This window comes from Photobacterium sagamiensis, assembly GCF_050337085.1.
In the GTDB taxonomy this organism is placed as follows: Bacteria; Pseudomonadota; Gammaproteobacteria; order Enterobacterales; family Vibrionaceae; genus Photobacterium; species Photobacterium sagamiensis.
This window is the reverse complement of record NZ_JAKJSP010000012.1, coordinates 280,430-302,322: the sequence shown is the minus strand read 5'-3', so window position 1 is coordinate 302,322 and position 21,893 is coordinate 280,430. Positions and strand designations below refer to the sequence as shown.

Genomic DNA, 21,893 nt, shown 5'->3' with positions numbered 1-21,893 from the left:
CAATATAAATCCCTGATCCTGGCTTTGTGCCGTGAGCATTGCTGCTGGTCAGAACAACAGGCAGAGCAGGAATGGCAACGGTATTGGCACATCTTAGAGCAGCATTACCAGATACCTTATGACAATTAACAATAACAATAACAGCGAATGGCTACTGGTCATCGATAACGGTACGCAAAGTGTACGTGCATTGGTTTTTGATCTGCAGGGGCAACTGATTGCCAAGTCTAAGATCAAGCTCACGCCGTACGTGAGCCCACAACCCGGCTGGTGTGAGCAGGACGGCAACTACTACTGGCAAAATCTTTGCGAGGCCTGTCAGCAGCTTTGGCAGCAAGGCGTCGACAAATCCCGTATCAAGGCTATGTCGGTGACGACTCAGCGCGGGACGATGCTGCCGCTTGATGCCAATGGCGAACCACTGCGACCGGCCATTCTCTGGCTCGATCAGCGAAAATACCGCCCAGATACGGGAATGGGCCTGTTCTGGGACAGCAGCTTTAAAATATTGGGCCTGACCGAAACGATTGATACTTTTCGCCAAAAAGCGCAGCCCAACTGGGTTTATCAGGCTGAGCGTGAGATCTGGGATAAAACCCATAAGTTCGCTTTCTTATCTGGCTTCTTTCACCACCGGTTAACCGGTGAGTGGGCGGACTCAACAGGTTCACAGGTTGGCTACCTGCCTTTTGACTACAAAAAGCACAAATGGGCCGGCGATCTGGACTGGAAATGGCGGGCATTGCATGTCAAGCCCGAACAACTACTCAAGCTGGTTAAACCCGGCACCCGGATAGGTTCGGTTACGGCTCTGGCGGCAGAACAAACCGGGATCCCCGAAGATCTGCCGGTTATTGCCGCCGCCGCCGATAAAGCCTGCGAAGTACTGGGTTCCGGCGGCCAATCATCTGAAATTGGCTGTTTAAGTTTTGGCACGACGGCCACTATCAATGTCACTATGTCCAAATATGTCGAGGCGGTTCGCTTCCTGCCACCTTATCCATCAGCAATCGCCGGTTCCTACTGCTCTGAAGTGATGCTCTATCGCGGATTCTGGATGGTCAGTTGGTTTAAAGAGCAGTTTGCCCAGATCGAGCAAATCAAGGCCGAACAGACTGGTGTTGAAGCCGAGTCACTGTTCGACGAGCTGGTTAATTCAGTTCCGCCCGGCTCAATGGGGCTGATGTTACAACCCTATTGGGGCCCCGGCGTGAAACAACCCGGTCCGGAAGCTAAAGGTGCGGTCATAGGATTTGGAGATGTGCATACAAGAGCTCACCTCTATCGGGCTATTTTAGAAGGGCTGGCTTTTGGCCTGCGAGAAGGCCTGGAAGCCATTGAAAAACGAAGCGGCTATAAAGTATCAGAACTGCGGGTATCGGGAGGCGGCTCACAGAGCGATGCCGCAATGCAAATTGCTGCCGATGTCTTCGGTCTGCCTGCCATCAGGCCGCATACGTTCGAAACATCGGGTTTGGGTGCCGCGATTGATGCGGCTGTCGGCATAGGGCTACATGACAGTTTCGCCGAGGCGGTTCAGGCCATGGTTCATAAAGGGCAATGTTTTGAACCCAATCCGATCCATCACCAAATGTACGATAAACTCTATAATCAGGTTTATCTCGATATCTATAAAAAACTCCAGCCCCTTTACGCGAAAATCCGCGAGATCACCAGCTACCCCGAATAGGTATACCAACAGGTCTTTACCGACAGACATAAAAAACCCTTTTGCCATAGCCTGCAAAAGGGTTTTCAGTAAGAAACGGTACTAGCACCTAAACTTGTCATCCCGGAATAGAGGAACGAGATATCCGGGATCCAGTTCTAACTGTGTGCTCCTTAGATTCCGTATAAGTTCGTTTCTCACTTTACGGAATGACGAAGTTTAGGTGCTTCAATTATTCATCATTTCTATGACAGAATACTGGGGTCTGGTTATTACAGATGCTCACCACGACGCAGTGCATCAATGCGTTTTTCCAGTGGCGGGTGCGTCATAAACAGTTCAGACAACGATTTCTTACCGTTGATACCGAATGCCATCATTGAGCCTTCCAGCTGAGATTCCTGGCCAAGTTTAAGACGCTCAAGCGCTGCAATCATCTTCTCTTTTCCAACCAGATGGGCAGAGCCCGCATCGGCCTTAAATTCGCGGTGACGGCTGTACCACATGGTCAGAATACTTGCCAGGAAGCCGAACAGCACTTCCATAATTGAAGATACGATGAAGTAAGTCATGTAGCTGCCGCCTTCGCCTTCTTCGTCACTACTGTTGACGCCGCTAATAATACCGGCGACTAAACGAGAAACAAAGATAACAAAAGTGTTCACGACACCTTGCATCAGAGTCATGGTAACCATGTCACCATTCGAGATGTGACTGACTTCATGTGCCAGTACGGCTTCCGCCTCATCACGCGTCATATTGTGCAGCAGGCCTGTTGATACTGCGACTAATGAATCGTCACGCTTTGCACCTGTTGCAAACGCGTTGATATCGGCAGAATCATAGACCGCAACGGTCGGCATACCGATACCGGCATTTTGCGCCTGACGAGAAACCGTTTCCATAAGCCAGTGCTCAGTTTCATTGCGCGGATGTTCGATTACCATGCCGCCCACAGAGCGAAGTGCCATTTTCTTCGACATAAACAATGAGAACAGCGAGCCGCCGAAACCAAACAGTGCAGCCATCACCAACAGGCCTGAAAGACTACCCGGCTGGAGATCAGTGACAGCATAAATAACGTTCAGGACAATACTGAAAACCAGCATTACGGCAAGGTTAGTTGCCAAAAACAATGCAATTCGCTTCATATTTACAATTTTCTCCAACAAAAGAAGCTTCTAATATTTATACCAAACAGGATTATTATGGTGTCACAGACATAAACATTCTATCAAGAGTGTCTCACCTATTATTCCGGTTGGATATTTATAGTATGGTCGATCAAAGTGATTAAAAGTGAAAGTTGAAAATTGTTACCATTCGTAATGATCAAGAAAGACTGACTTTCCTAATACACTGATTTTACACATGCACAATCAATGGCAACACCCTTTGTTATTAAAAAGTTACAAATGGCAATTGTCTGATAAGCTTTTTTGAATGTTGTATCCATCCGGTTTTGACAAAGATAAACCGCTCTTGTTATGCCAAAACCACCTCAAGATGCAGAGTACAGCGAGAATTCAATGACTTTTAGTCAAGGCAACCGTTTGATTGTAATATGGTTTTTTTGTGGGATCTAATAAGTCTGACTTCGAGCTAAACAATGTCCACTTAAGCTTTTCGGGTATTAGACTCAGGTCTTAGACTTTAGTCTTATTGCATCTACAAATAAATTTGACTATGTTTGTCAGGACATTTATTTTATTTCCTCGTTAATTTATCAAGGAAGAATCATGGCCGACCAAGAAAAGTACCAAGTTGCGATTGATATCCTATGCTGTCACCTTGGCATGACAGTTGATGAAGCTCATAAAGAATTAGGGCTGGACTCATCAGGCAAGAAGCCACTAACAAATACGCAAGAAGCCCTTATCGGCCTGACTGACGATAATTGCTAAGCTATTCAAAGAATACAGAAAAGGCACCGAAAGGTGCCTTTTTCGTTAGCGCTGAATCGAGGTGTGAGATCCTAATTTCTTGAATCTCGGAGTGAAGCGTCAGCCGCTTCTGCCGACTTAAAGTCCCAGAGGCTCTAAATCAATATACTTCGACAAGTCGCGCTTTTTGATGCCCGGCATGTAAGGGATTTCACCTAACTTTTTACCTGGCAGATTGTCTTCCAGCATACGAATAAGTTCAGCGTAATTTTCTAGCCCCGGATTGATCCGGTTCGCAACCCAGCCAACCAGCTCTAAACCATCATGTTGAATCGCTTCTGCCGTTAAAATAGCGTGACTTAAACAGCCCAGCTTGACACCGACAACCAGGATCACCGGTAACTTTTCACGTTTTACCCAGCTTGAGAGGTAATCGCTGCGTGATACCGGTACGCGCCAGCCACCAGCACCTTCAATTAACACGACGTCTGACTTCGCCTTCAGGCTTTCTAAACCTTGTGACAGCACGTCAAAATCAATAACGCGATCTTCTTGTTCCGCAGCCAGGTGAGGGGAAACCGCCGCTTCAAAAGCGTACGGGTTAACCTCATCGTATTCCAGCTCAACAACTGAAGCGGCCTGAATATACAATGCGTCTGAATTACGCATACCTTCACTGGTCAACGTACTATCTGACGCCACAGGCTTATAACCCGCCATCTTAATATTCGCGCTGCCAGCTGCGTGTAAAATTGCGCGAGAGGCAACAGTTTTACCGACTTCGGTATCTGTTCCTGTTAGAAAGAAAGCGTTAGTCATTAATAATTACTCCAAAACAGACTTGATATGTAGCTGGCAGTTGTCCATTCTCATCTCGAAACTCATCGTAGGCGCTTTCTAATGCCTTAATCGTTTTACGACCGGCCAAGCCTGCTTTGCGCCCTTGTTGCAGATGTGTCGCCCCAATCCCTTTAAGATCCTTCATGAGTCCAACTGCCGCTGAATAGTTCACTCTAATTGGCGTAAATTCTAGGGTATCGATCACACAGCCCGCTTGCGCCAGCGCAAGTTTTATGGCGTTTTGCGAAAGAAATTCATTCACATGTTGATATTGATCAACCTGCTTCCACGCCTGGACAAGCTCATACAGAGAGCCCTCTACTAAAGTGGTAAAGACTATTAACCCACCCGGTTTAACCACTCGCTTCAGTTCTTTCAGCGGCACTGACAGGTCATCACACCACTGCAATGCCAGGCTGGAAAAGGCAATATCAAATCGGTTATCACTAACAGGCAAACACTCGGCATCGGCTTCAAGGTACGCCACATCATTGCCGCAACGCAGCCTCGCCTGATCCAGCATTTGCAGTGACAGATCTGCGGCACAGACCTGATAACCCCGTTGGCTTAAATGCTGCGAAAAGTAGCCAGTACCGCAACCTAAATCAAGCGCTGTACTTCCTGCATGGGTGACGGCTGGAAGTAGGTTTAATAACCGATGGCCAACTTCACGCTGAAACGCTGCTGCATTATCATAATGCTTGGCCGCACGGCCAAAAGCTTCTGCGACCGCTCGTTTATCGACTTGTGATATTTTATCAACATCCTTTGCAATCTGTGCCATGTGCATCTCATGAGTTACAGCATTCATTCCGTTAGACATGAATCACCTCATTTAACGTTGTTGCTAAGTGCTCAATATCGGCAAGTGTATGTGCTGCAGTTAAAGTAATTCTTAAGCGCGCACTGTTTACGGGAACAGTAGGCGGTCGTATGGCGCTCACCCACACCCCTCGTTCTTTCAAAGCCTGTGACGCTGCCACGGCCTGATAGCTATCACCTATAAGCAGTGGCTTAATAGGTGTTTGGGTGTCAACTAAACGGATCCCGCTATCCAGCCTGTCGGTCAGATGATGGCTTAGCTCTTGCAGTTTTTCGCGACGCCAATCGCCCTGTCGGGTCAAGTGACAGGCGGTACTTAATGCATGCGCTTGTGCAGGCGGCATGGCCGTCGAATAGATAAAGTGACGGGCAAATTGGATCAGGTATTCAGCGGTATTTTCATCACATAATACGGCTGCGCCTGATAAGCCAAACGCTTTGCCAAAGGTAACAACTAAAATGTCAGCCTTCACATTGGCATGCGCACAGCTACCGCGCCCTTGTTCACCTAAGACACCACAACCATGGGCATCATCAACCATCAGCCAGCTGTCATGCTGACGACAAAGCTGAGCCATATCGGCTAGTGGCGAGAGATCGCCATCCATGCTGAATACGCCTTCGGTGATCACCAAAGGCGTTGCTTCTTGTTTATCGGTATCTAGAACCGTTTTGCCATTGTCGAGTTTATTTAGCAAACGGCTTAATGCTGCCATATCGTTATGGGCGAAACGACGCATGGTGGCAGGAGATAACATGCCCGCTTCCATCAGCGAAGCATGATTGAGCTTATCTTGCAGCAGAAGGTCGTTTTTCTCCGGCAAGGTAAAGAGTACGGCCTGGTTAGCACTGAATCCGCTGTTAAACAGTAAGGCACGGTCATAACCCAACCAGTCGGCAAGCTGAACTTCAAGCTCTTGATGAGCGGTATGAAAACCCGTTACAAGCGGTGAGGCCCCACTTCCCGTGCCGTAGCGCGTTAGGCCTTCCTGCCATGCGGCAAGCAAAGCCGGATCTTGCGCCAAACCAAGGTAATCGTTGCTGGAAAAGTTAACGAACGATTGCCCGTGAGCCTGAACCCTCTGCCTGTCACGAGATAAGCAAGCACGCTGGCGATATAAACCCTGGGCTTTTCGCTCAGCCAGTGCCTGCTCAATTTTTTGATTAAAGCTTCGATTAAACTGACGCATCGTAGAACAAATCATCTTTGTCCGGACGGGCAGCAACCCGCTGTGCTACTTGACCCAACAGTTCTTGCTCTTGAATTTCATCAGGTYTAGTTACTTTTTCCTGGCTATTAATACCCAGTTTCGCAAACAACTGCATGTCTTTGTCTTCACCCGGGTTTGGTGTGGTCAGCAATTTACAACCGTAGAAGACTGAGTTCGCCCCCGCCATGAAGCACAGCGTCTGCATTTGTTCATTCATGTCTTCACGACCCGCTGACAGACGGACTGCTGACATTGGCATGATGATACGGGCAACCGCGATGATCCGGATAAAATCAAACGGGTCAACATCATCAACATCTTCAAGCGGCGTGCCTTTGACTTTTACCAGCATATTAATTGGCACACTTTCCGGGTGAGTCGGCAAAGTCGCTAGCTCAACTAACAGGCCGGCACGGTCACGAGAGCTTTCACCCATACCGATAATACCGCCCGAGCAGATTTTCATTCCGGCATCACGGACATGGCTCAGGGTATCTAAACGATCCTGATAGGTACGGGTAGTGATGATCTTGCCGTAGTATTCCGGCGACGTATCCAGATTGTGGTTATAGTAATCCAGACCGGCATCTGCCAGTTCATCAGCCTGATCACCGGTGATCATTCCCAGTGTCATACAGGTTTCGAGGCCTATACCTTTCACGCCGCGGATCATGTCCATCAAATATGGCATGTCGCGTTCTTTCGGGTTCTTCCATGCCGCGCCCATACAGAAACGGGTTGCACCAGACGATTTCGCTTTCTTCGCAGCGTCAAGCACACTCTCCACTTCCAGTAAGCGCTCACGTTCTACATCAGTACGATAATGCGCACTCTGTGGACAGTACTTACAATCTTCCGGGCATGCACCGGTTTTAATTGATAATAAAGTACTTACCTGCACTTTGTTTGGTTCGTGATACTGGCGATGTACCTGCTGCGCTTCAAACACCAGATCCATAAACGGCTTTTCAAATAAGGCTTGAACTTCCTCGACTGTCCAGTCGTGACGTACTTCCACGTGTAGTAACCTCTTCTTTATTATCATTTCACATTTGAACAATGCAGCTATCGGTTTCTAAAGCGAAGACTTCACAAATCACTGTTCAAACAGGTTTCAATACTTGGCTAGTCTACTTCTAGTGAGTAGACTGTCAACCAAGAATAAGACTGAAGGTTTACATCTGTGCAAAATTTAACCAATAACATTGATCTGGAATTTGACCAACAACACGTTTGGCACCCTTACACATCGACTATCAATCCGCTGCCTTGCTACCCTGTCGAAAGCGCACAGGGCGTATACCTGAAACTTGAAGATGGGCGGGAATTGATTGATGGCATGTCATCATGGTGGTCTGCCATTCATGGCTATAACCACCCGGCTCTAAATCAAGCGGCCAAAAACCAGCTTGATAAGATGTCGCATGTCATGTTTGGTGGCATTACCCACCAGCCTGCTGTCGAACTGTGTCGCAAGCTGGTAGCGCTGACTCCGGCGCCATTACAACAAGTTTTTCTGGCCGATTCCGGCTCAGTCGCGGTTGAAGTTGCACTGAAAATGGCCTTGCAATACTGGCATGCTAAAGGGCAGCGTCGTCCAAAATTTCTGACCGTACGTCATGGTTATCATGGTGATACTTTTGCCGCTATGTCGGTCACCGATCCCGACAATTCGATGCACAGCCTTTATAAAGGCTTCTTACCCGAACACATTTTCGCAGAATCCGCTGAGTGCGGTTTCTATGATGAGTGGTGTGAAGACGACATCACTGATTTTAAAAATAATCTGATTGCTCATCGCGATGAACTGGCTGCTGTTATTATCGAGCCCGTCGTTCAGGGTGCGGGTGGGATGCGTATTTACCACCCGACTTATCTGACCCGTATTCGCCAATTGTGCGATGAGTATGATGTGCTGCTTATTGCCGATGAAATCGCCACCGGATTTGGTCGTACGGGCAAAATGTTTGCCTGTGAACATGCCAATATCAGCCCTGACATCATGTGTGTCGGAAAGGCGCTGACAGGTGGCTACATGACATTATCAGCCACTTTAACCACCAAACATGTTGCCGATACGGTATGTAGCGGTGAAGCCGCCTGCTTTATGCATGGCCCGACTTTTATGGGAAATCCATTAGCTTGTGCAGTCGCCAATGCCAGTCTTGAACTGCTGATGCAAGGTGATTGGCAGCATCAGGTTCAGAGTATCGAGCAGCAACTGGCTGAATCGCTTCCTGAAATCGGAAAACTGGATAAAGTGAAAGAAGTACGCTGGTTAGGCGCGATAGGCGTCGTCGAACTGCATGAGCCTGTCAACATGGCTGAAATTCAAAAATCCTTTGTCGACACAGGTGTCTGGATTCGCCCTTTCGGCAAGCTTATCTACATCATGCCACCTTTTATTATTAAGCCTCAAGAACTTAGCTGTCTCACTTTAGCAATTTTGCGAACACTTCAGTAGTATCGAAAAGCAGACAAATTCCTATATTTGTCTGCTTATAATAAACATTAGTAGTACTAGGGCCTGCATCACAGAAGTTTTGACGAGTTCAGTCACCAAATGTCGTCATTCCGTAAAGTGAGGAACGAACTTATACGGAATCTAAGGCGCACACGGTTAGAGCTGGATCCCGGATATCTCGTACCTCGATTCCGGGATGACGTGTTTAGGTGCTTCAACTATTCATAATTTATGTGAAACAGACCCTAATGATTATTTCTGTCACTTGAGCGAATTCGCACTACCGGAAATCATTACTAATAACAATATCAGTAAGGATTAATAATGATGCGTTTACCCCTTTTCCCTCTGCAACTTTACGTGTTACCCGGTGGTATCAGTAAGCTGAGGATTTTTGAACCTCGATACATTCGTTTGGTCAAGCTGGCTATGGCGTCAAGCGATGGCTTTGGGCTCTGTATGAAAGATAATGATAAACTCTGTCATTTTGGTACCCGTGCCATCATAACCGACTTTGAGAGTCTGCCCGATGGTCTGTTAGGCATAACGATTCAAGGCGTTGAAAAGTTCGTTATTAATGACTATTGGCAGGAAGATGACGGCTTGCGCTTTGGTGATGTTACCCTGATGGACAACTGGTCAAAGACTGAAATTAGATCCATTGACCGTGACGTCCCCAATAGCCTGAGAGTCTTGTTTAAAGAATACCCTGAACATTCAGTCAATTATCCAACCCCGGATTTTGAGGATATGACATGGGTGTGCCAACGGTGGTTAGAAATTCTGCCTTTAGATACAACCCAGAAACAATGGTTTATGAGTCGAAACGATCATCGGGCCGCACTATCTTTTCTGCATGGCGTTATTGATGACAAATATAGAAATGATTAGCCCATAGCATATCTCAATAGATGCTAACGGATCCTAGCATTATTGAGATGTAGTTCTGTAATATTACTACACTTGTCGTGCTTGATAATAAATTCCGTTTTTACTTTTTCACCCCATCGCTCTAGTCTTGCCTCTTATCAATTAGGTAACATTCACAAAATCATTGTTTCCAATAACCCACCAATCAAGATAACGACCCGACTGTACCACTAACGCAACTAGCTGATAGTTAGATTTATAGTCTAATTTTGTAATTGTTAACAAATGGATTTCAGTCACAATTAGTTCAATTGTCTGACTATTCACGATAGAAAAATTCATAGCCAGCCAGTATTTCCTACTTAAAATACTCTCCCCATAACGTCGTCGAGCCCCTCAAATACGGCAGACATTTACTTATTAATAATAAAACAACAAAAACTGATAAACATATACCGTTCAACATCACGATAAAAAGCGGTTAGAGCATCTACTGGAGTAATAGCATGAAGGTAAACTTTTTCGTCACCTGTCTGTGCGACACGGTAAAAGCAGAGGTTGCCAAAAAAACAGTCAAGCTGTTAGAGCAACTAGGCTGTGAAGTCATATTCCCTGAAAAACAAGGATGCTGTGGCCAGCCTTCACTTAATAGTGGCTACATCGAAAGCAGTAAGCCGGCAATGAAAAATCTGATCATGGCCTTTGAAGAAAATGATCTCCCGATTGTGACTCCGGCCGGTTCGTGTGCAGCGTCTGTTAAAAAGTACCCGGAATATCTGGCTGATGAGCCAGAGTGGGCCGAACGTGCACAGAAGATCGCAGATCGCCTTTATGAACTGACACAGTTCATTGTCGGTCAGCTGGGTGTTGAGAATGTTGGTGCTCGGCTTAACGGCCGCGCGGTTTATCACCCTTCCTGTAGCCTGATCCGCAAACTGGGTGTGCGAGAAGAGCCGCTTCGTCTGTTAGCAAATGTTGAAGGGCTTGAAATGTTACCGATCGATAATCAGGAAACCTGTTGTGGTTTCGGTGGCACCTTCTCCGTCAAGATGTCTGAAATATCAGGTGAAATAGTAAAGGAAAAAGTACGTCATATAAGTGCTGTTGAACCAGAATACCTTATCGGTGCAGACATTAGCTGCCTGATTAACATTGGCGGTCGTATAAACCGTGAAGGTAAACCGATCAAAGTCATGCACATTGTAGATGTGCTGTTGAGCCGCTAAGGGGACGTACTATGTCGATGAAAACCAGTAATATAAAATTCAAAGAACGTATTAACGTTCAGATGAAAGATGAATTCATGCGCCACTCGGTTGCCAATGCTCAGCAACGTATGTTCACCAACCGCCAGATTGCAGCAGATAAGCTAGGCAACTGGGAAGAGTGGCGGGAAATGGGCATGGATATCCGTAACCATGTTCTGGAGCACCTCGACTACTACCTGCATCAGCTAAGTGAAAGTGTGCATAAGAACGGTGGTAATGTGTTCTTTGCCCGTACATCAGAAGAAGCCACCAATTATATCGAAGGCATTATCCAGGAAAAAAATGCCAAGAAGGTCGTGAAATCCAAGTCGATGGTAACCGAAGAAATCGGCTTAAATAAGATCATCGAGCGAAACAACTGTGAAGTGGTTGAAACCGATCTGGGTGAATATATTCTGCAAGTCGATGATTGCGATCCACCGTCGCACATTGTAGTTCCGGCCCTGCACAAAAACCGTACCCAGATCCGCGATATATTCAAAGATAAAATCGGTTATGAAGGAACCAATGACCCGGAAGAAATGACCCGATATGTACGTAACTACATTCGTCACGATTTCCTGGAAGCTGAAATTGGTATCACTGGCTGTAACTTTGCCGTGGCTGAATCAGGCACCGTTACCCTGGTGACCAATGAAGGTAACGCCCGCTTAGCCACCAGCTTACCAAAGACCCATATTGCCGTTATGGGTATGGAGCGTATTGTTCCTACTTTCGAAGAGCTGGATATCGTCGTAAGTCTGTTGTGCCGCAGTGCAGTTGGTCTGCCTCTTACCGGCTATGTTACCGCGTTAACGGGGCCGCGTGAAAACGAGCATTGTGACGGCCCTGAAGAATTCCATTTGGTCATCGTCGATAATGGCCGTTCTGACATTCTGGGCTCAGAGTTTAAAGACATTCTTCGCTGTGTACGCTGTGCCGCTTGCGTCAATACCTGCCCGGCCTACCGTCACATTGGCGGCCAGTCTTATGGCTCTATTTATTCCGGGCCAATCGGTGCGGTCTTGTCTCCCTTGCTCGGTGGTTATGATGATTTTAAAGATTTGCCGTATGCCTGCAGCTTATGTAAGGCATGCCATGATGTTTGTCCGGTAAAAATTCCGCTTTCTGATCTGCTGTTGAAACATCGCCAGAAAATGGGGGAAGAGAAAGTCACACCGCTTGGAGAGCGTGCATCAGTGGGGATTTTCAACTTCATCAATGCCCGTCCATTGTTGTGGAATACCACAGTGAAAGTCGGTGCGACGGTTGCCAGCGGTTTAATTAAAAACGGTAAGCTACCCATCAACATGGGTCCAATCACTGAATGGACAGAAACCCGCGATTTACCAAATCCAGACGGTGAATCATTTCGCAGTTGGTTCAAGAACAGAAATCAGGATTAAAGGAACGGTATATGGCTATGTCTCAAAAACTGGAGACTCAAAATCTAGTGTCTCAAAATCAGATCCACCACCGCGAGAGCTTCTTAGACAATATCGCCCAAAAGCTTGGTCGACCTCGTCAAATTGAGCCTGTGGAACGTCCAGCGCTGAAACACACCTGTCATAAAGAGGTAATGGCGGGCCTTTCGTCTGATGAGTTGAAAGAGGAGCTGATCAATTACACCCGTACCGCCCTGGGAGCTCACGCCGTTGAGACCACACAAGCCAATCTGACGAAAACCCTGGCAGAGGTCTGTAACAAGTTTTGTCATGATGAGGATAGCGAAGCCGCCGATTCATCTTCGTCAGATCCGGCAGTTAACGAAACTATCTTGTCTGCCGACCCGCGCTTGTTAGCCTTAGTTGATATTAAGCAATTGGCCAATGACAACCATGCCGTACATGTGTGGGATCAGAGTGCTGGCTATGAGCCGAATATCTGTATTGCCGAAAGAGCAAAAGCCGGGGTTGTCTTCGCTGAACAGGCTCTGGCAGAATCAGGGACTATGGTGCTGTACAGCAACCCGGCTCAAGGACGAGCGATCAGCTTATTACCTGAAGCATCGGTGTTCGTGGTACCGCAGAGTGCTTTGGTAGCACGTTTAACTCAGGCGACGGCAACTTTGCATGAAAAGGCACGTAATGGCGAACGTATCCCGTCCTGTGTCAATTTCATCTCGGGCCCGAGTTCAACCGCTGATATCGAGTTAATTAAAGTCGTGGGGGTGCACGGTCCGGTCTACGCCACCTACGTGATCATAAATGACATGTAAGTTGCGAACAAAGAAGACGCAGTAAATTCTTATTGCGTCTTCGTTTGGGTATACTTGCAAAAAAGAAATATGAGAAGTAACCATGCCCCAGATTGATGACCTCGTTTTGTTTACCCAAGTTATTGAACACGGTTCATTCAGCAAAGTTGCCGAGCTGAATAAAATCACCAAATCCGTGGTCAGCAAGCGCATCAGTAAACTGGAATCAGAACTTGGCGTACAGCTCATCTATCGCACCACCAGAAAGCTCACAGTGACTGAGCCGGGTACCGTGCTTTACCACCGTGCTAAAGATATCAATCAGGCCGCTCAATCGGCGTTTAATGCCATTACCGGTTACAGTGAAGCCTTGTCCGGTCATATTCGAATGTCAGTGCCGACGATTTCCGGTGAGCTGTTATTGGCAGAAGCCGTATCTGATTTTTGCCAGAAACATCCGGGGCTGACCGTCGACATGTCGCTGGATAATAAGTTTGTCGATTTAGTCGCTGAAAACTATGATCTGGTGATTAGAACCGGTTATCTGGAAGATTCCAGCTTAATTGCGCGCCATATTTTTAATTCCCGCTGGATGATTTGTGCATCCCCTGATTATCTGGAGAAAAACGGTACTCCCGAAACACCCAAAGCACTGTTGCGCCACAACTGTCTGGGCTACACCCAGCAAAGTTCGGGGCCGTTTGACTGGCTCTTTATCAAAAACAGTGAATCTTACACCTTAAAAGTGGCGGGTAACTTTTCATCAGACAATGCCGCAGCATTGAGAAAATCGACCCTCGCAGGGAATGGCCTCTCATATCTGCCAACCTGCCTGGTTTACGATGATCTGCAAAACAACACATTAGTCGAAGTATTACCGGAACATACCGGAAAAGTCGTGGGTATTTACGCGGTTTATCCTTACACCAGAAAACCGGCAAAACGGATCCAAGCTCTAATCGAACATATTCGTGAACGTTATATGGAAATTAAAGATCATTTCTGATGCCGGCAAAATGAAGTGGGCTTGTGCAAGTTCACTTCTCTTCTTTACTCCTCGCTAACCGTGCATCGACGCTGCGCCGGTACACAGTGGAAAGCCATGCTTTAATCCAGTTGAATGACATTAACCAGGCAACTGGCTTGAGCCACCAGATTTGATTGAACAGTAAGATATAAGCATCTAACTCGCGATAGATCCTGCCGTATTGATCCCGAACATGTAGTTCACGCAATGCCTGCGCAGGATCAATCCCCCAACCTCGTAGCGTTTCTTCCTGACCGGTAATATCAAACCATTCGACCTGTTCGCGTTGCTCTTCACCCTGTACTTTATTCTGCCGCTCGCGGAGTGATGTCACGCGCCTGCCAAGCCATGATTCATATCTGGCGCGATCTGTAACACAGCTCGGGCACGCCCCGTCATAGAAGACAATCAGTTTGCAATGTGACATGACTCTATCTCTTATCCCGATTGGTCTTATCATCCTGCTTTAAGTGTTGTACAGCAGCGTGTAAAAGGCATAAAAAAACACAGCCTAAACTGTGTTTTTGATAGCAATGGGTATTTGTGGCTTAGTTAATACCAAGTTAACCTTCAACCAGCTTCATCAGCAAATGGCCGTCATACATGGCTTGCTTGACCAGCGCCGCCCCCGGCATCGTTGCCTGAGTATAAAAACAACTTTCTTCAATCAATAAATCCCGGTTATACACAGGTAGCGACTGAGCACGAATACACTCCATTATCGAAGGATAAAGAACACTCTTTGCCCGATTAAACTCGCCACCAATCAGGATCTTCTGTGGATTAAACAGATTTACCATAATGGCGATGGCTTGTCCTAGGTTATGACCCAGCTCAACGATAACCTGTCTTGCCAAACTATCACCGTCCACGGCCGCATCACAAATCTTCTCGATGGTCAGTACCGTGCCATACAGGCTGGATGGGTGCCCTTCCCTTAGTCGCTGTTCAACCTGCTCCAAAATAGCGCTAAGACTGGCAACGGTTTCTAAGCAGCCATGATTGCCACAGAAACAGCGCTTGCCATAAGGTTTGATCTGGATATGCCCTAATTCTCCGACATTACCCGTACTACCTTGTAATACCTTGTCATCGAGGACAATACCCGCCCCTACTCCCTGGTGAACAGAGATCAGGATCGAATTTGCCACGCCACGGGAATTGCCAAATAGCTTCTCAGCCAGCGCCCAGGAACGAGTATCGTTACCGATAAATACGGGTAAGCCTGTTGCCGTATGAATAACCGGCCCCAACGCCAGGTTACGAACATTGTAGTGCGGCATCTGCAAGACAATGCCTTCCTGCGCATTGACTAATCCCGGTAGTGTCACCGCAATGGCGGTGATCCGATCAAGTTCACTAACATGATTGGCAAAAAACACATTAATTTCTGTCAGTAACTTCTCGACGACGGCATCCTGGTTAAGTTCTGTAATATTCTGTCGCTCCTCCACCAGAATATCACCCCCTAACTCATGCAACGCGATCGTTAAGTAACCACGCCCTAGCCTTATCGATAAAAACTGCCAACCTTCATTGGCAGGCAAGAGCCCAATAGCCGGCCGACCTCGACTGGTAGTCTCTTGATATTGGGTTTCTTTTATAAGGTGAGCATCAATTAACTCACGGGTAATTTTAGTAATACTGGCCGGTGCGAGCAAGCTTCGCTTAGATAATTCAATGCGCGAAATAGGTCCGTCTTGATCAATAAGTTTGTATACGCTGCCAGCATTATTTCGTTTAATATGGTCAATATGTCCTGGCTGTGCGACATACATGGCGTATGCTCCCGTAATAAAAAATACAAAAAATGATAATAATAAAAGTTTCAGAGCTGATTTTTTTACTTTGCGAAGTAATTGTGAAGCCGAAACTTCTCAGTCCGTGACAGCCATCACGTCGAATGGCTAAAGACAACCGCTTTTCGTTCTGACATAATGCTCTGCTGCTGTTTTTAACACATATATTTTCCAAAATAAAATTACCGTCATTCAACATTTCTCTCTGTTTCGGGTCAACTGACAGGTGGTTTGTTCAAGAAGGAGAGAGAAGTCGGTGTTTATCAGTAGATAATGAGCACTTCAGGTATAAGTGTTGAACAAAACAGCAAGAAGTGAAGAGTTACTAGATATTTTCCAATTCACCGCGAGGTTAGCAGTGTACAAGATTAATGAAGTCTTCGAGACAATTCAGGGTGAAGGTGTCTTCACTGGGGTTCCAGCCATTTTTGTTCGCTTACAAATTTGCCCTGTAGGCTGTTCATGGTGTGATACCAAACAAACCTGGGATGCCGAGCCTGCTGATTATGCGTCTGTCGATGACATCATGGCGAAGAAGGGCGATTCCCCACTCTGGACCAATATTGATGCCCAAGGTGTTGTAACTTTGCTTCGTGAGCATGGTTATACCGCCAAGCATATTGTGATAACCGGTGGTGAACCTTGTATCTATGACTTAGTACCTCTGACTCTGGCACTTAAGCAAGCGGGCTACCGTTGTCAGATCGAAACCAGTGGTACCTCAGAAATTCGTGCAACCGATGATACCTGGGTAACGGTTTCACCGAAAATCAATATGAAGGCGAAATTACCGGTTCTCCCTTCTGCGCTGCAGCGTGCCGATGAAATAAAGCACCCGGTTGGCACAACTAAGGATATCGAACAACTTGATACCCTGCTTGACGGCGTGCAGCTGAAAGAATCAGTGGAAGTGGCGTTGCAGCCGATCAGCCAGAAGCCACGTGCAACAGAGCTTTGTATCGACACTTGTATTAAACGCAACTGGCGTTTATCGATTCAGACTCATAAATATCTGGCAATTGCATAAGACGTTGAAACAGATAAGCTCGCTGAGCAAGTTATCATAAGAAGCCGCTGATTCAGCGGTTTTTTTATTCTCAGATTCTTATGAGAATCTCAAATATTAGATTCCGAACTATCTGCGAGACCCCCCTGCAGCTTTTACATTATTAGAATGTCACCTACCTATACTAACCAAAAACATAGACATCAATGTTTTCTATTATTGGGGAAATTAGTATGCGCGCTTATCTTGGCCTTTTTCTTTGCGCTGCCGCCGCAGGATTATTGCAGGCCTGCGGCGGGGGTAGTGGTGATCCCGCGGACGTAGCCGGTGAACAATTACCGGTTTCAACACGATTTAGCATCAATGTCGACTCCCCTGAGGGGCTGACAAGCGATTCCAACACCGATGCCCCGGTTAACCTGGCCGAAAATAACTTTGCCATCGTATTACTCGACGAAGTAGGCAATATTTACCGGCAAGCCGATATTACCAGCTGGGAAAAACAGTTGAATGGCCTCTATGTCATTGATGCTGGCGTAGCGAATCGTTTTAATGCGGTTTTATTAGTTGATCTGTTTAACATGCCTGATTTTACTGTTGGTGAGCCCTTGCCTGATAACTTGTTAATGGCACCACTCGCAGAATCCGATGTGGTGGTGACATTAAATTCAACAATGGCCTATTCCGCGCTCGCCAAGCGAGTAGGACAAGACCAAGAATGGAGCATTTTTTACGAAGTAGTCAGCGATCCTAGCAACCGTAAATTAGAAGCAGCCCAAGAATTTGTTGATGATGTTGGTGAAGAACTTGATGTCACATTAATACCGCAAGTCGGTATCCGGGGCATGAGCATCCGTGATTTGATGGCCCTCAGTATTGTGAAAAGAGTGACTGCAGGAATTATTGAGCGCAAATACACTGAACAAACTGAACAAACCGGTAATGAGGAAAGCATTGTAGAGGTATTAAACAAAGGCTATTGGCGTTTAAACAGCTTTGCTTCCAATGATGGTAGCGGTATCAATGCCGATGAAATGCAATATATCGAACCGATAACCACAACGACTGAAACCGGCTGGGAAAAAGAGGGGGTTAACGACATCGAACTAGCGGAGTCATTTAAGTATGAAATTAGCAATGAGAGTGTGCCCGTGCCCCCAGCATTGGATGACATTAAAAACCAAGTGCTCACCGCTCAGGGTTGGGTCGGTCTTTATGGCTATTCCAAAGTGTTATCTACAACATCCAGCACTGCCGAGCTCACCGATGCCGCACTAATGGCTAATGATAATGCCGGTATCGACTTAGACGTCAGTTCATATTCATTGGCCGGCAAAAAGCTCCACGACTTCTTATCCACCAAAGAGAACCATCACTTAACCAAATACATTGCAGAAGATGCTGTCTTTGAAGACGGTGCCTTTGGAGACCTTGTGTTTGGTTATTATTTTACCTGGCGGCCTGAAAATGTGCGCTATACGTTATGCCGCAGTGACTCCGACGCTTGTCGTATCTCATCACCAGATGCCGCGCCTGATACCTTTTATACCACTCTCGACCTCAACGAGGTTAATTTTAAGTTTAAGCTCTCTGACAACGTCATTGTGGAATTCGTCAAGAATGAAGATGAACTTAACAGCGACAGCGGCAGCGTCCATTACGAGTTCAATAACGTTGTCATAAAAACAGCTACCTGGACATCTGCGACACCATTTGTTGACATCGGCATCGAGGTGATCCAGTTCGCAGTACCTGAAGAGATCACCCAACTCGACGGCAGTTATCGTTTTAACACCCGATATCTGTTTCTGGTCGAAGACCAAGACCGAGGTTACGTCAACATTGGCGAAGCCATACTGCCACAACAGGATTTTCACTATTCAGCCTTTAATGACGAAGCTAAAAAGCAAATTTTCGCTGCTGCCAACCGGGAGAATCTGCCACCCTTTGACGACTGTTTCTTTGGCGACAACCAAGCAGCAACAGAAGACCAATTCTTAAATGCGGTGATTGAGTGCGGCGGCGATGAACGCTTCACGACCCAGTCAGTGTCAGATCTGTTTAATCAGCAGCTGGTACAAATCAGCCCAGAGGGCAATATCAATACCATTGTCTTAAGTGAAGGCAACACCTGGCAGTATTATAATAATAGTGTCGAACAAACCCCGGATAAATCCTGGTCGCTGACCGAGCAAGGTTATTTGCGTCTTAATGGGAAACAGGAAGATGATGATTTCGAACTATGGGCGCTGACCAGCCGAGAGCCTGGCAACAAGTTACTGGCAATCAAAACGTATATGGCGCACCAAGGGAGCATTGATCCGCCTACAGGTGAAATTTATGCGCAAATCACCAAGGAATATGCACCTGACGAACTAACGGCTTGTGAAACCAACGATTCGGGCTGGAACTTTGACACCACCACCCCAACGGTCAAAAAATCCCTGACTCAATATCAGGCGCAGGCGGCCAGCTGTATGGTGACCTGGGATGACAAAACCACCCGCTTCACCGAGGCGATGCTGATCGGCCAGGGCGGCGACAACAGTGATGACATGGTGCTAACGTTCAGTAGTGATACTAACCGTTATCTGACATTAAGCGACACCCCTAGTGGTGAATTTTTCCTTGGCAACTACATTGACGAAGATGGCTGCAAATTTAACATCCCCGTTAAATGGAAGATCGAAGAAGACGGTACGCTTTATTACGAATCGGTCGATCCTTTGATGAACGAACGCATAACTATCACTGAATCAGACGGCTTAGAGTTTGCGATTAAAGCCTTTAACCATCAGACCCGCTGGCAAACCGATCAAACGCTGCAATACACCGCCGAGGAAGGGGAAATATGGAGTGACATTGTCACCTTAATAAGAGCTTCTGATCCTAAAGTACCAAACGACGTAGAACATAATCCTAAGGGCGCAGAGATACCAGCGGGAGGCACAATCCTAAACGATGGGTGGGAAGAAGGAGAGTGTGAACTCCCTCCACCTCCGGCAGAAGGTTAGCAATAACAATGAGGCGAGTATTTCGATACTCGTCTCATTTATTGTGCCATACAACAAATTCAACCATTTCTTATGCATGCGATTTAACCAATCAAACTCATCACCAGTGACTATCTTCAATTACCAATCATTCAGCACGACTATCTCTGTTTAAATTATGCACAAATGCTACAACCTTACGAGATTAGTGTGATTATTAGGCAGTTATCAGAACAACGAGAGCAATTACTTCATCAATTTACCCTTTCAAGTGATAACAAAGCTTGATGCTTGACGTAAGACAGGTAATATTGCTCTTTCGGAATGAATCTTAAAGCACAATATATCTTTAATGACAAAGTAAGTGCCTTAACGGAGAGTAATTTAAACATGACTTACGCGCCTGTAACAGACGTATTAAGCGGAAAGCTAGCAGTAGACACTGAAGTCACTGTTCGTGGCTGGATCCGTTCACGTCGTGATTCCAAAGCTGGGATCTCTTTTCTTGCCATTTATGACGGCTCTTGTTTCGACCCGATTCAGGCCGTGGTCCCGAATGAGTTAAATAATTACCAGGAAGAAGTGCTTAAACTAACGACTGGTTGCTCTGTTGAGGTAACAGGCAAGATTGTTGAGTCACCGGCTAAAGGTCAGGATTTCGAACTAGCAGCAACGGACGTTAAAGTTGTAGGTTTAGTTGAAGACCCTGATACATACCCAATGGCGAAAACTCGCCACTCAATTGAGTACCTTCGTGAAGTTGCGCACCTACGTCCGCGTACTAACATGATTGGTGCTGTCGCGCGTGTACGTAACTGTCTGTCTCAGGCAATTCACCGCTTCTACCACGAGCAAGGTTTCTTCTGGATGTCTGCTCCACTTATCACAGCGTCTGACTGTGAAGGTGCGGGTGAGATGTTCCGCGTATCAACACTTGATATGGCTAACGTTCCAATGACGGACGCTGGCGAAGTTGATTACGATAAAGACTTCTTCGGTAAAGAAACATTCCTGACAGTATCTGGTCAGTTGAACGCTGAAACCTATGCTTGTGCATTAAGCAAAGTATACACATTCGGCCCTACTTTCCGTGCTGAAAACTCAAATACCAGCCGCCACCTTGCGGAATTCTGGATGGTTGAACCTGAAGTTGCTTTCGCCGATCTTGATGACGCAGCGAAACTGGCTGAAGACATGCTGAAGTATGTATTCAAAGCCGTTCTTGAAGAGCGTCGTGATGACCTTGAGTTCTTTGCACAGCGTATCAATAAAGAAGCAATCACTCGTCTAGAGCAATTTGTAACGTCTGACTTTGCACAAGTTGATTACACTGATGCAATCCAGATCCTACAAGATTCTGGTCGTAAGTTTGAGTTTGATGTTGAGTGGGGCATTGATATGTCTTCTGAACACGAACGCTACCTGGCTGAAGAACACTTCAAGGCACCAGTAGTTGTTAAAAACTACCCGAAAGATATCAAAGCATTCTACATGCGTATGAATGACGATGGTAAAACGGTTGCTGCTATGGACGTTCTAGCACCAGGCATCGGTGAAATTATCGGTGGTTCTCAGCGTGAAGAGCGTTTAGAGCATCTGGATAAGCGTATTGCTGAAATGGGTATCGATGCAAGCCACATCGAATGGTACCGCGACCTACGTCGTTACGGTACAGTTCCTCACTCAGGCTTCGGTCTAGGTTTTGAGCGTTTGGTTACTTATGTTACAGGCATGCAAAACATCCGTGACGTAATTCCGTTCCCTCGTGCACCACGTTCTGCAAACTTCTAATCCACTTATCGTGAGTTAGACGTTTAGCCAGCATTAAAAAGGCTACCTTCGGGTAGCCTTTTGTTTATCTGTAA

At 46.5% G+C, this 21,893-nt stretch carries 18 protein-coding genes; 11 read left to right on the top strand and 7 right to left on the bottom strand.

The features are described from left to right. The first annotated feature begins 118 nt into the window (after nucleotides 1-118). Nucleotides 119-1,690 carry an FGGY-family carbohydrate kinase gene (locus L4D76_RS03630; protein ID WP_428439567.1) on the top strand — a complete coding sequence of 524 codons (1,572 nt, stop codon included), beginning with the start codon at nucleotides 119-121 and terminating at the stop codon, nucleotides 1,688-1,690. A gap of 251 nt (nucleotides 1,691-1,941) precedes the next feature. Here the strand turns inward: L4D76_RS03630 and htpX are convergent, their stop codons facing one another. Then, nucleotides 1,942-2,820 (bottom strand): protease HtpX, encoded by an 879-nt coding sequence (gene htpX, locus L4D76_RS03625; RefSeq protein ID WP_428439566.1) that lies wholly within the window; start codon nucleotides 2,818-2,820, stop codon nucleotides 1,942-1,944. A gap of 588 nt (nucleotides 2,821-3,408) precedes the next feature. Here htpX and L4D76_RS03620 point away from each other — a divergent pair. After that, a complete protein-coding gene (locus L4D76_RS03620) occupies nucleotides 3,409-3,573 on the top strand; it encodes a hypothetical protein (RefSeq protein WP_428439565.1) in 165 nt (54 codons plus the stop codon). A gap of 117 nt (nucleotides 3,574-3,690) precedes the next feature. Here L4D76_RS03620 and bioD read toward each other — a convergent pair whose 3' ends face one another. From bioD to bioB, 4 genes are read right to left on the bottom strand one after another with little or no spacing between them, the layout of a single operon-like run. Beyond that, complete coding sequence (gene bioD / locus L4D76_RS03615; RefSeq protein ID WP_428439564.1) at nucleotides 3,691-4,371, bottom strand: dethiobiotin synthase; 681 nt, start codon at nucleotides 4,369-4,371, stop codon at nucleotides 3,691-3,693. Continuing rightward, complete coding sequence (gene bioC, locus L4D76_RS03610) at nucleotides 4,364-5,215, bottom strand: malonyl-ACP O-methyltransferase BioC (RefSeq protein ID WP_428439563.1); 852 nt, start codon at nucleotides 5,213-5,215, stop codon at nucleotides 4,364-4,366. Before bioC ends, bioD begins: the two co-directional genes overlap by 8 nt. Then, the gene (bioF, locus tag L4D76_RS03605) at nucleotides 5,208-6,419 is read right to left on the bottom strand and encodes an 8-amino-7-oxononanoate synthase (protein WP_428439562.1); all 1,212 of its coding nucleotides are present in this window, start codon (nucleotides 6,417-6,419) and stop codon (nucleotides 5,208-5,210) included. Before bioF ends, bioC begins: the two co-directional genes overlap by 8 nt. After that, nucleotides 6,391-7,443: a biotin synthase BioB gene (gene bioB / locus L4D76_RS03600; protein WP_428439561.1), complete on the bottom strand. Its 1,053-nt coding sequence runs from the start codon at nucleotides 7,441-7,443 to the stop codon at nucleotides 6,391-6,393. The genes bioF and bioB overlap by 29 nt, the downstream gene beginning before the upstream one ends. Before the next feature lie 186 nt (nucleotides 7,444-7,629). Here bioB and bioA point away from each other — a divergent pair, with 186 nt between their 5' ends. The 6 genes from bioA to L4D76_RS03570 all read left to right on the top strand — a co-directional run bounded on the left by bioA (nucleotide 7,630) and on the right by L4D76_RS03570 (nucleotide 14,209). Continuing rightward, nucleotides 7,630-8,889, top strand: a complete 1,260-nt coding sequence (gene bioA, locus L4D76_RS03595; protein WP_428439576.1) for an adenosylmethionine--8-amino-7-oxononanoate transaminase — start codon at nucleotides 7,630-7,632, stop codon at nucleotides 8,887-8,889. A gap of 327 nt (nucleotides 8,890-9,216) precedes the next feature. After that, on the top strand, nucleotides 9,217-9,780 hold the full coding sequence (locus L4D76_RS03590) for an LON peptidase substrate-binding domain-containing protein (protein WP_428439575.1): 564 nt from the start codon (nucleotides 9,217-9,219) through the stop codon (nucleotides 9,778-9,780). 485 nt (nucleotides 9,781-10,265) lie between these two features. After that, on the top strand, nucleotides 10,266-10,985 hold the full coding sequence (locus tag L4D76_RS03585) for a (Fe-S)-binding protein (RefSeq protein ID WP_428439560.1): 720 nt from the start codon (nucleotides 10,266-10,268) through the stop codon (nucleotides 10,983-10,985). Between the two features lie 11 nt (nucleotides 10,986-10,996). Beyond that, a complete protein-coding gene (locus L4D76_RS03580) occupies nucleotides 10,997-12,412 on the top strand; it encodes a LutB/LldF family L-lactate oxidation iron-sulfur protein (RefSeq protein ID WP_428439559.1) in 1,416 nt (471 codons plus the stop codon). An 11-nt stretch (nucleotides 12,413-12,423) separates the two neighbouring features. Next, entirely contained in the window at nucleotides 12,424-13,224 is an 801-nt protein-coding gene (locus tag L4D76_RS03575; protein ID WP_428439558.1) for a LutC/YkgG family protein, read from the top strand. An 82-nt stretch (nucleotides 13,225-13,306) separates the two neighbouring features. Beyond that, nucleotides 13,307-14,209 (top strand): LysR family transcriptional regulator, encoded by a 903-nt coding sequence (locus L4D76_RS03570; protein WP_428439557.1) that lies wholly within the window; start codon nucleotides 13,307-13,309, stop codon nucleotides 14,207-14,209. Nucleotides 14,210-14,240: 31 nt separating this feature from the next. On the opposite strand, the gene L4D76_RS03565 is transcribed toward L4D76_RS03570, so the two are convergent. Further along, nucleotides 14,241-14,657: a thiol-disulfide oxidoreductase DCC family protein gene (locus L4D76_RS03565; protein ID WP_428439556.1), complete on the bottom strand. Its 417-nt coding sequence runs from the start codon at nucleotides 14,655-14,657 to the stop codon at nucleotides 14,241-14,243. 136 nt (nucleotides 14,658-14,793) lie between these two features. Beyond that, nucleotides 14,794-16,008: a sugar metabolism global transcriptional regulator Mlc gene (mlc, locus tag L4D76_RS03560; protein WP_428439555.1), complete on the bottom strand. Its 1,215-nt coding sequence runs from the start codon at nucleotides 16,006-16,008 to the stop codon at nucleotides 14,794-14,796. 379 nt (nucleotides 16,009-16,387) lie between these two features. Between mlc and queE the strand changes: the two genes are divergently transcribed. The 3 genes from queE to asnS all read left to right on the top strand — a co-directional run bounded on the left by queE (nucleotide 16,388) and on the right by asnS (nucleotide 21,819). Then, nucleotides 16,388-17,056 carry a 7-carboxy-7-deazaguanine synthase QueE gene (queE, locus tag L4D76_RS03555; protein ID WP_428439554.1) on the top strand — a complete coding sequence of 223 codons (669 nt, stop codon included), beginning with the start codon at nucleotides 16,388-16,390 and terminating at the stop codon, nucleotides 17,054-17,056. A 212-nt stretch (nucleotides 17,057-17,268) separates the two neighbouring features. After that, complete coding sequence (locus tag L4D76_RS03550; protein ID WP_428439553.1) at nucleotides 17,269-20,049, top strand: hydrogenase expression protein HypA; 2,781 nt, start codon at nucleotides 17,269-17,271, stop codon at nucleotides 20,047-20,049. A 369-nt stretch (nucleotides 20,050-20,418) separates the two neighbouring features. Next, the gene (gene asnS, locus L4D76_RS03545; RefSeq protein WP_428439552.1) at nucleotides 20,419-21,819 is read left to right on the top strand and encodes an asparagine--tRNA ligase; all 1,401 of its coding nucleotides are present in this window, start codon (nucleotides 20,419-20,421) and stop codon (nucleotides 21,817-21,819) included. The last annotated feature ends 74 nt before the right edge of the window (nucleotides 21,820-21,893 follow it).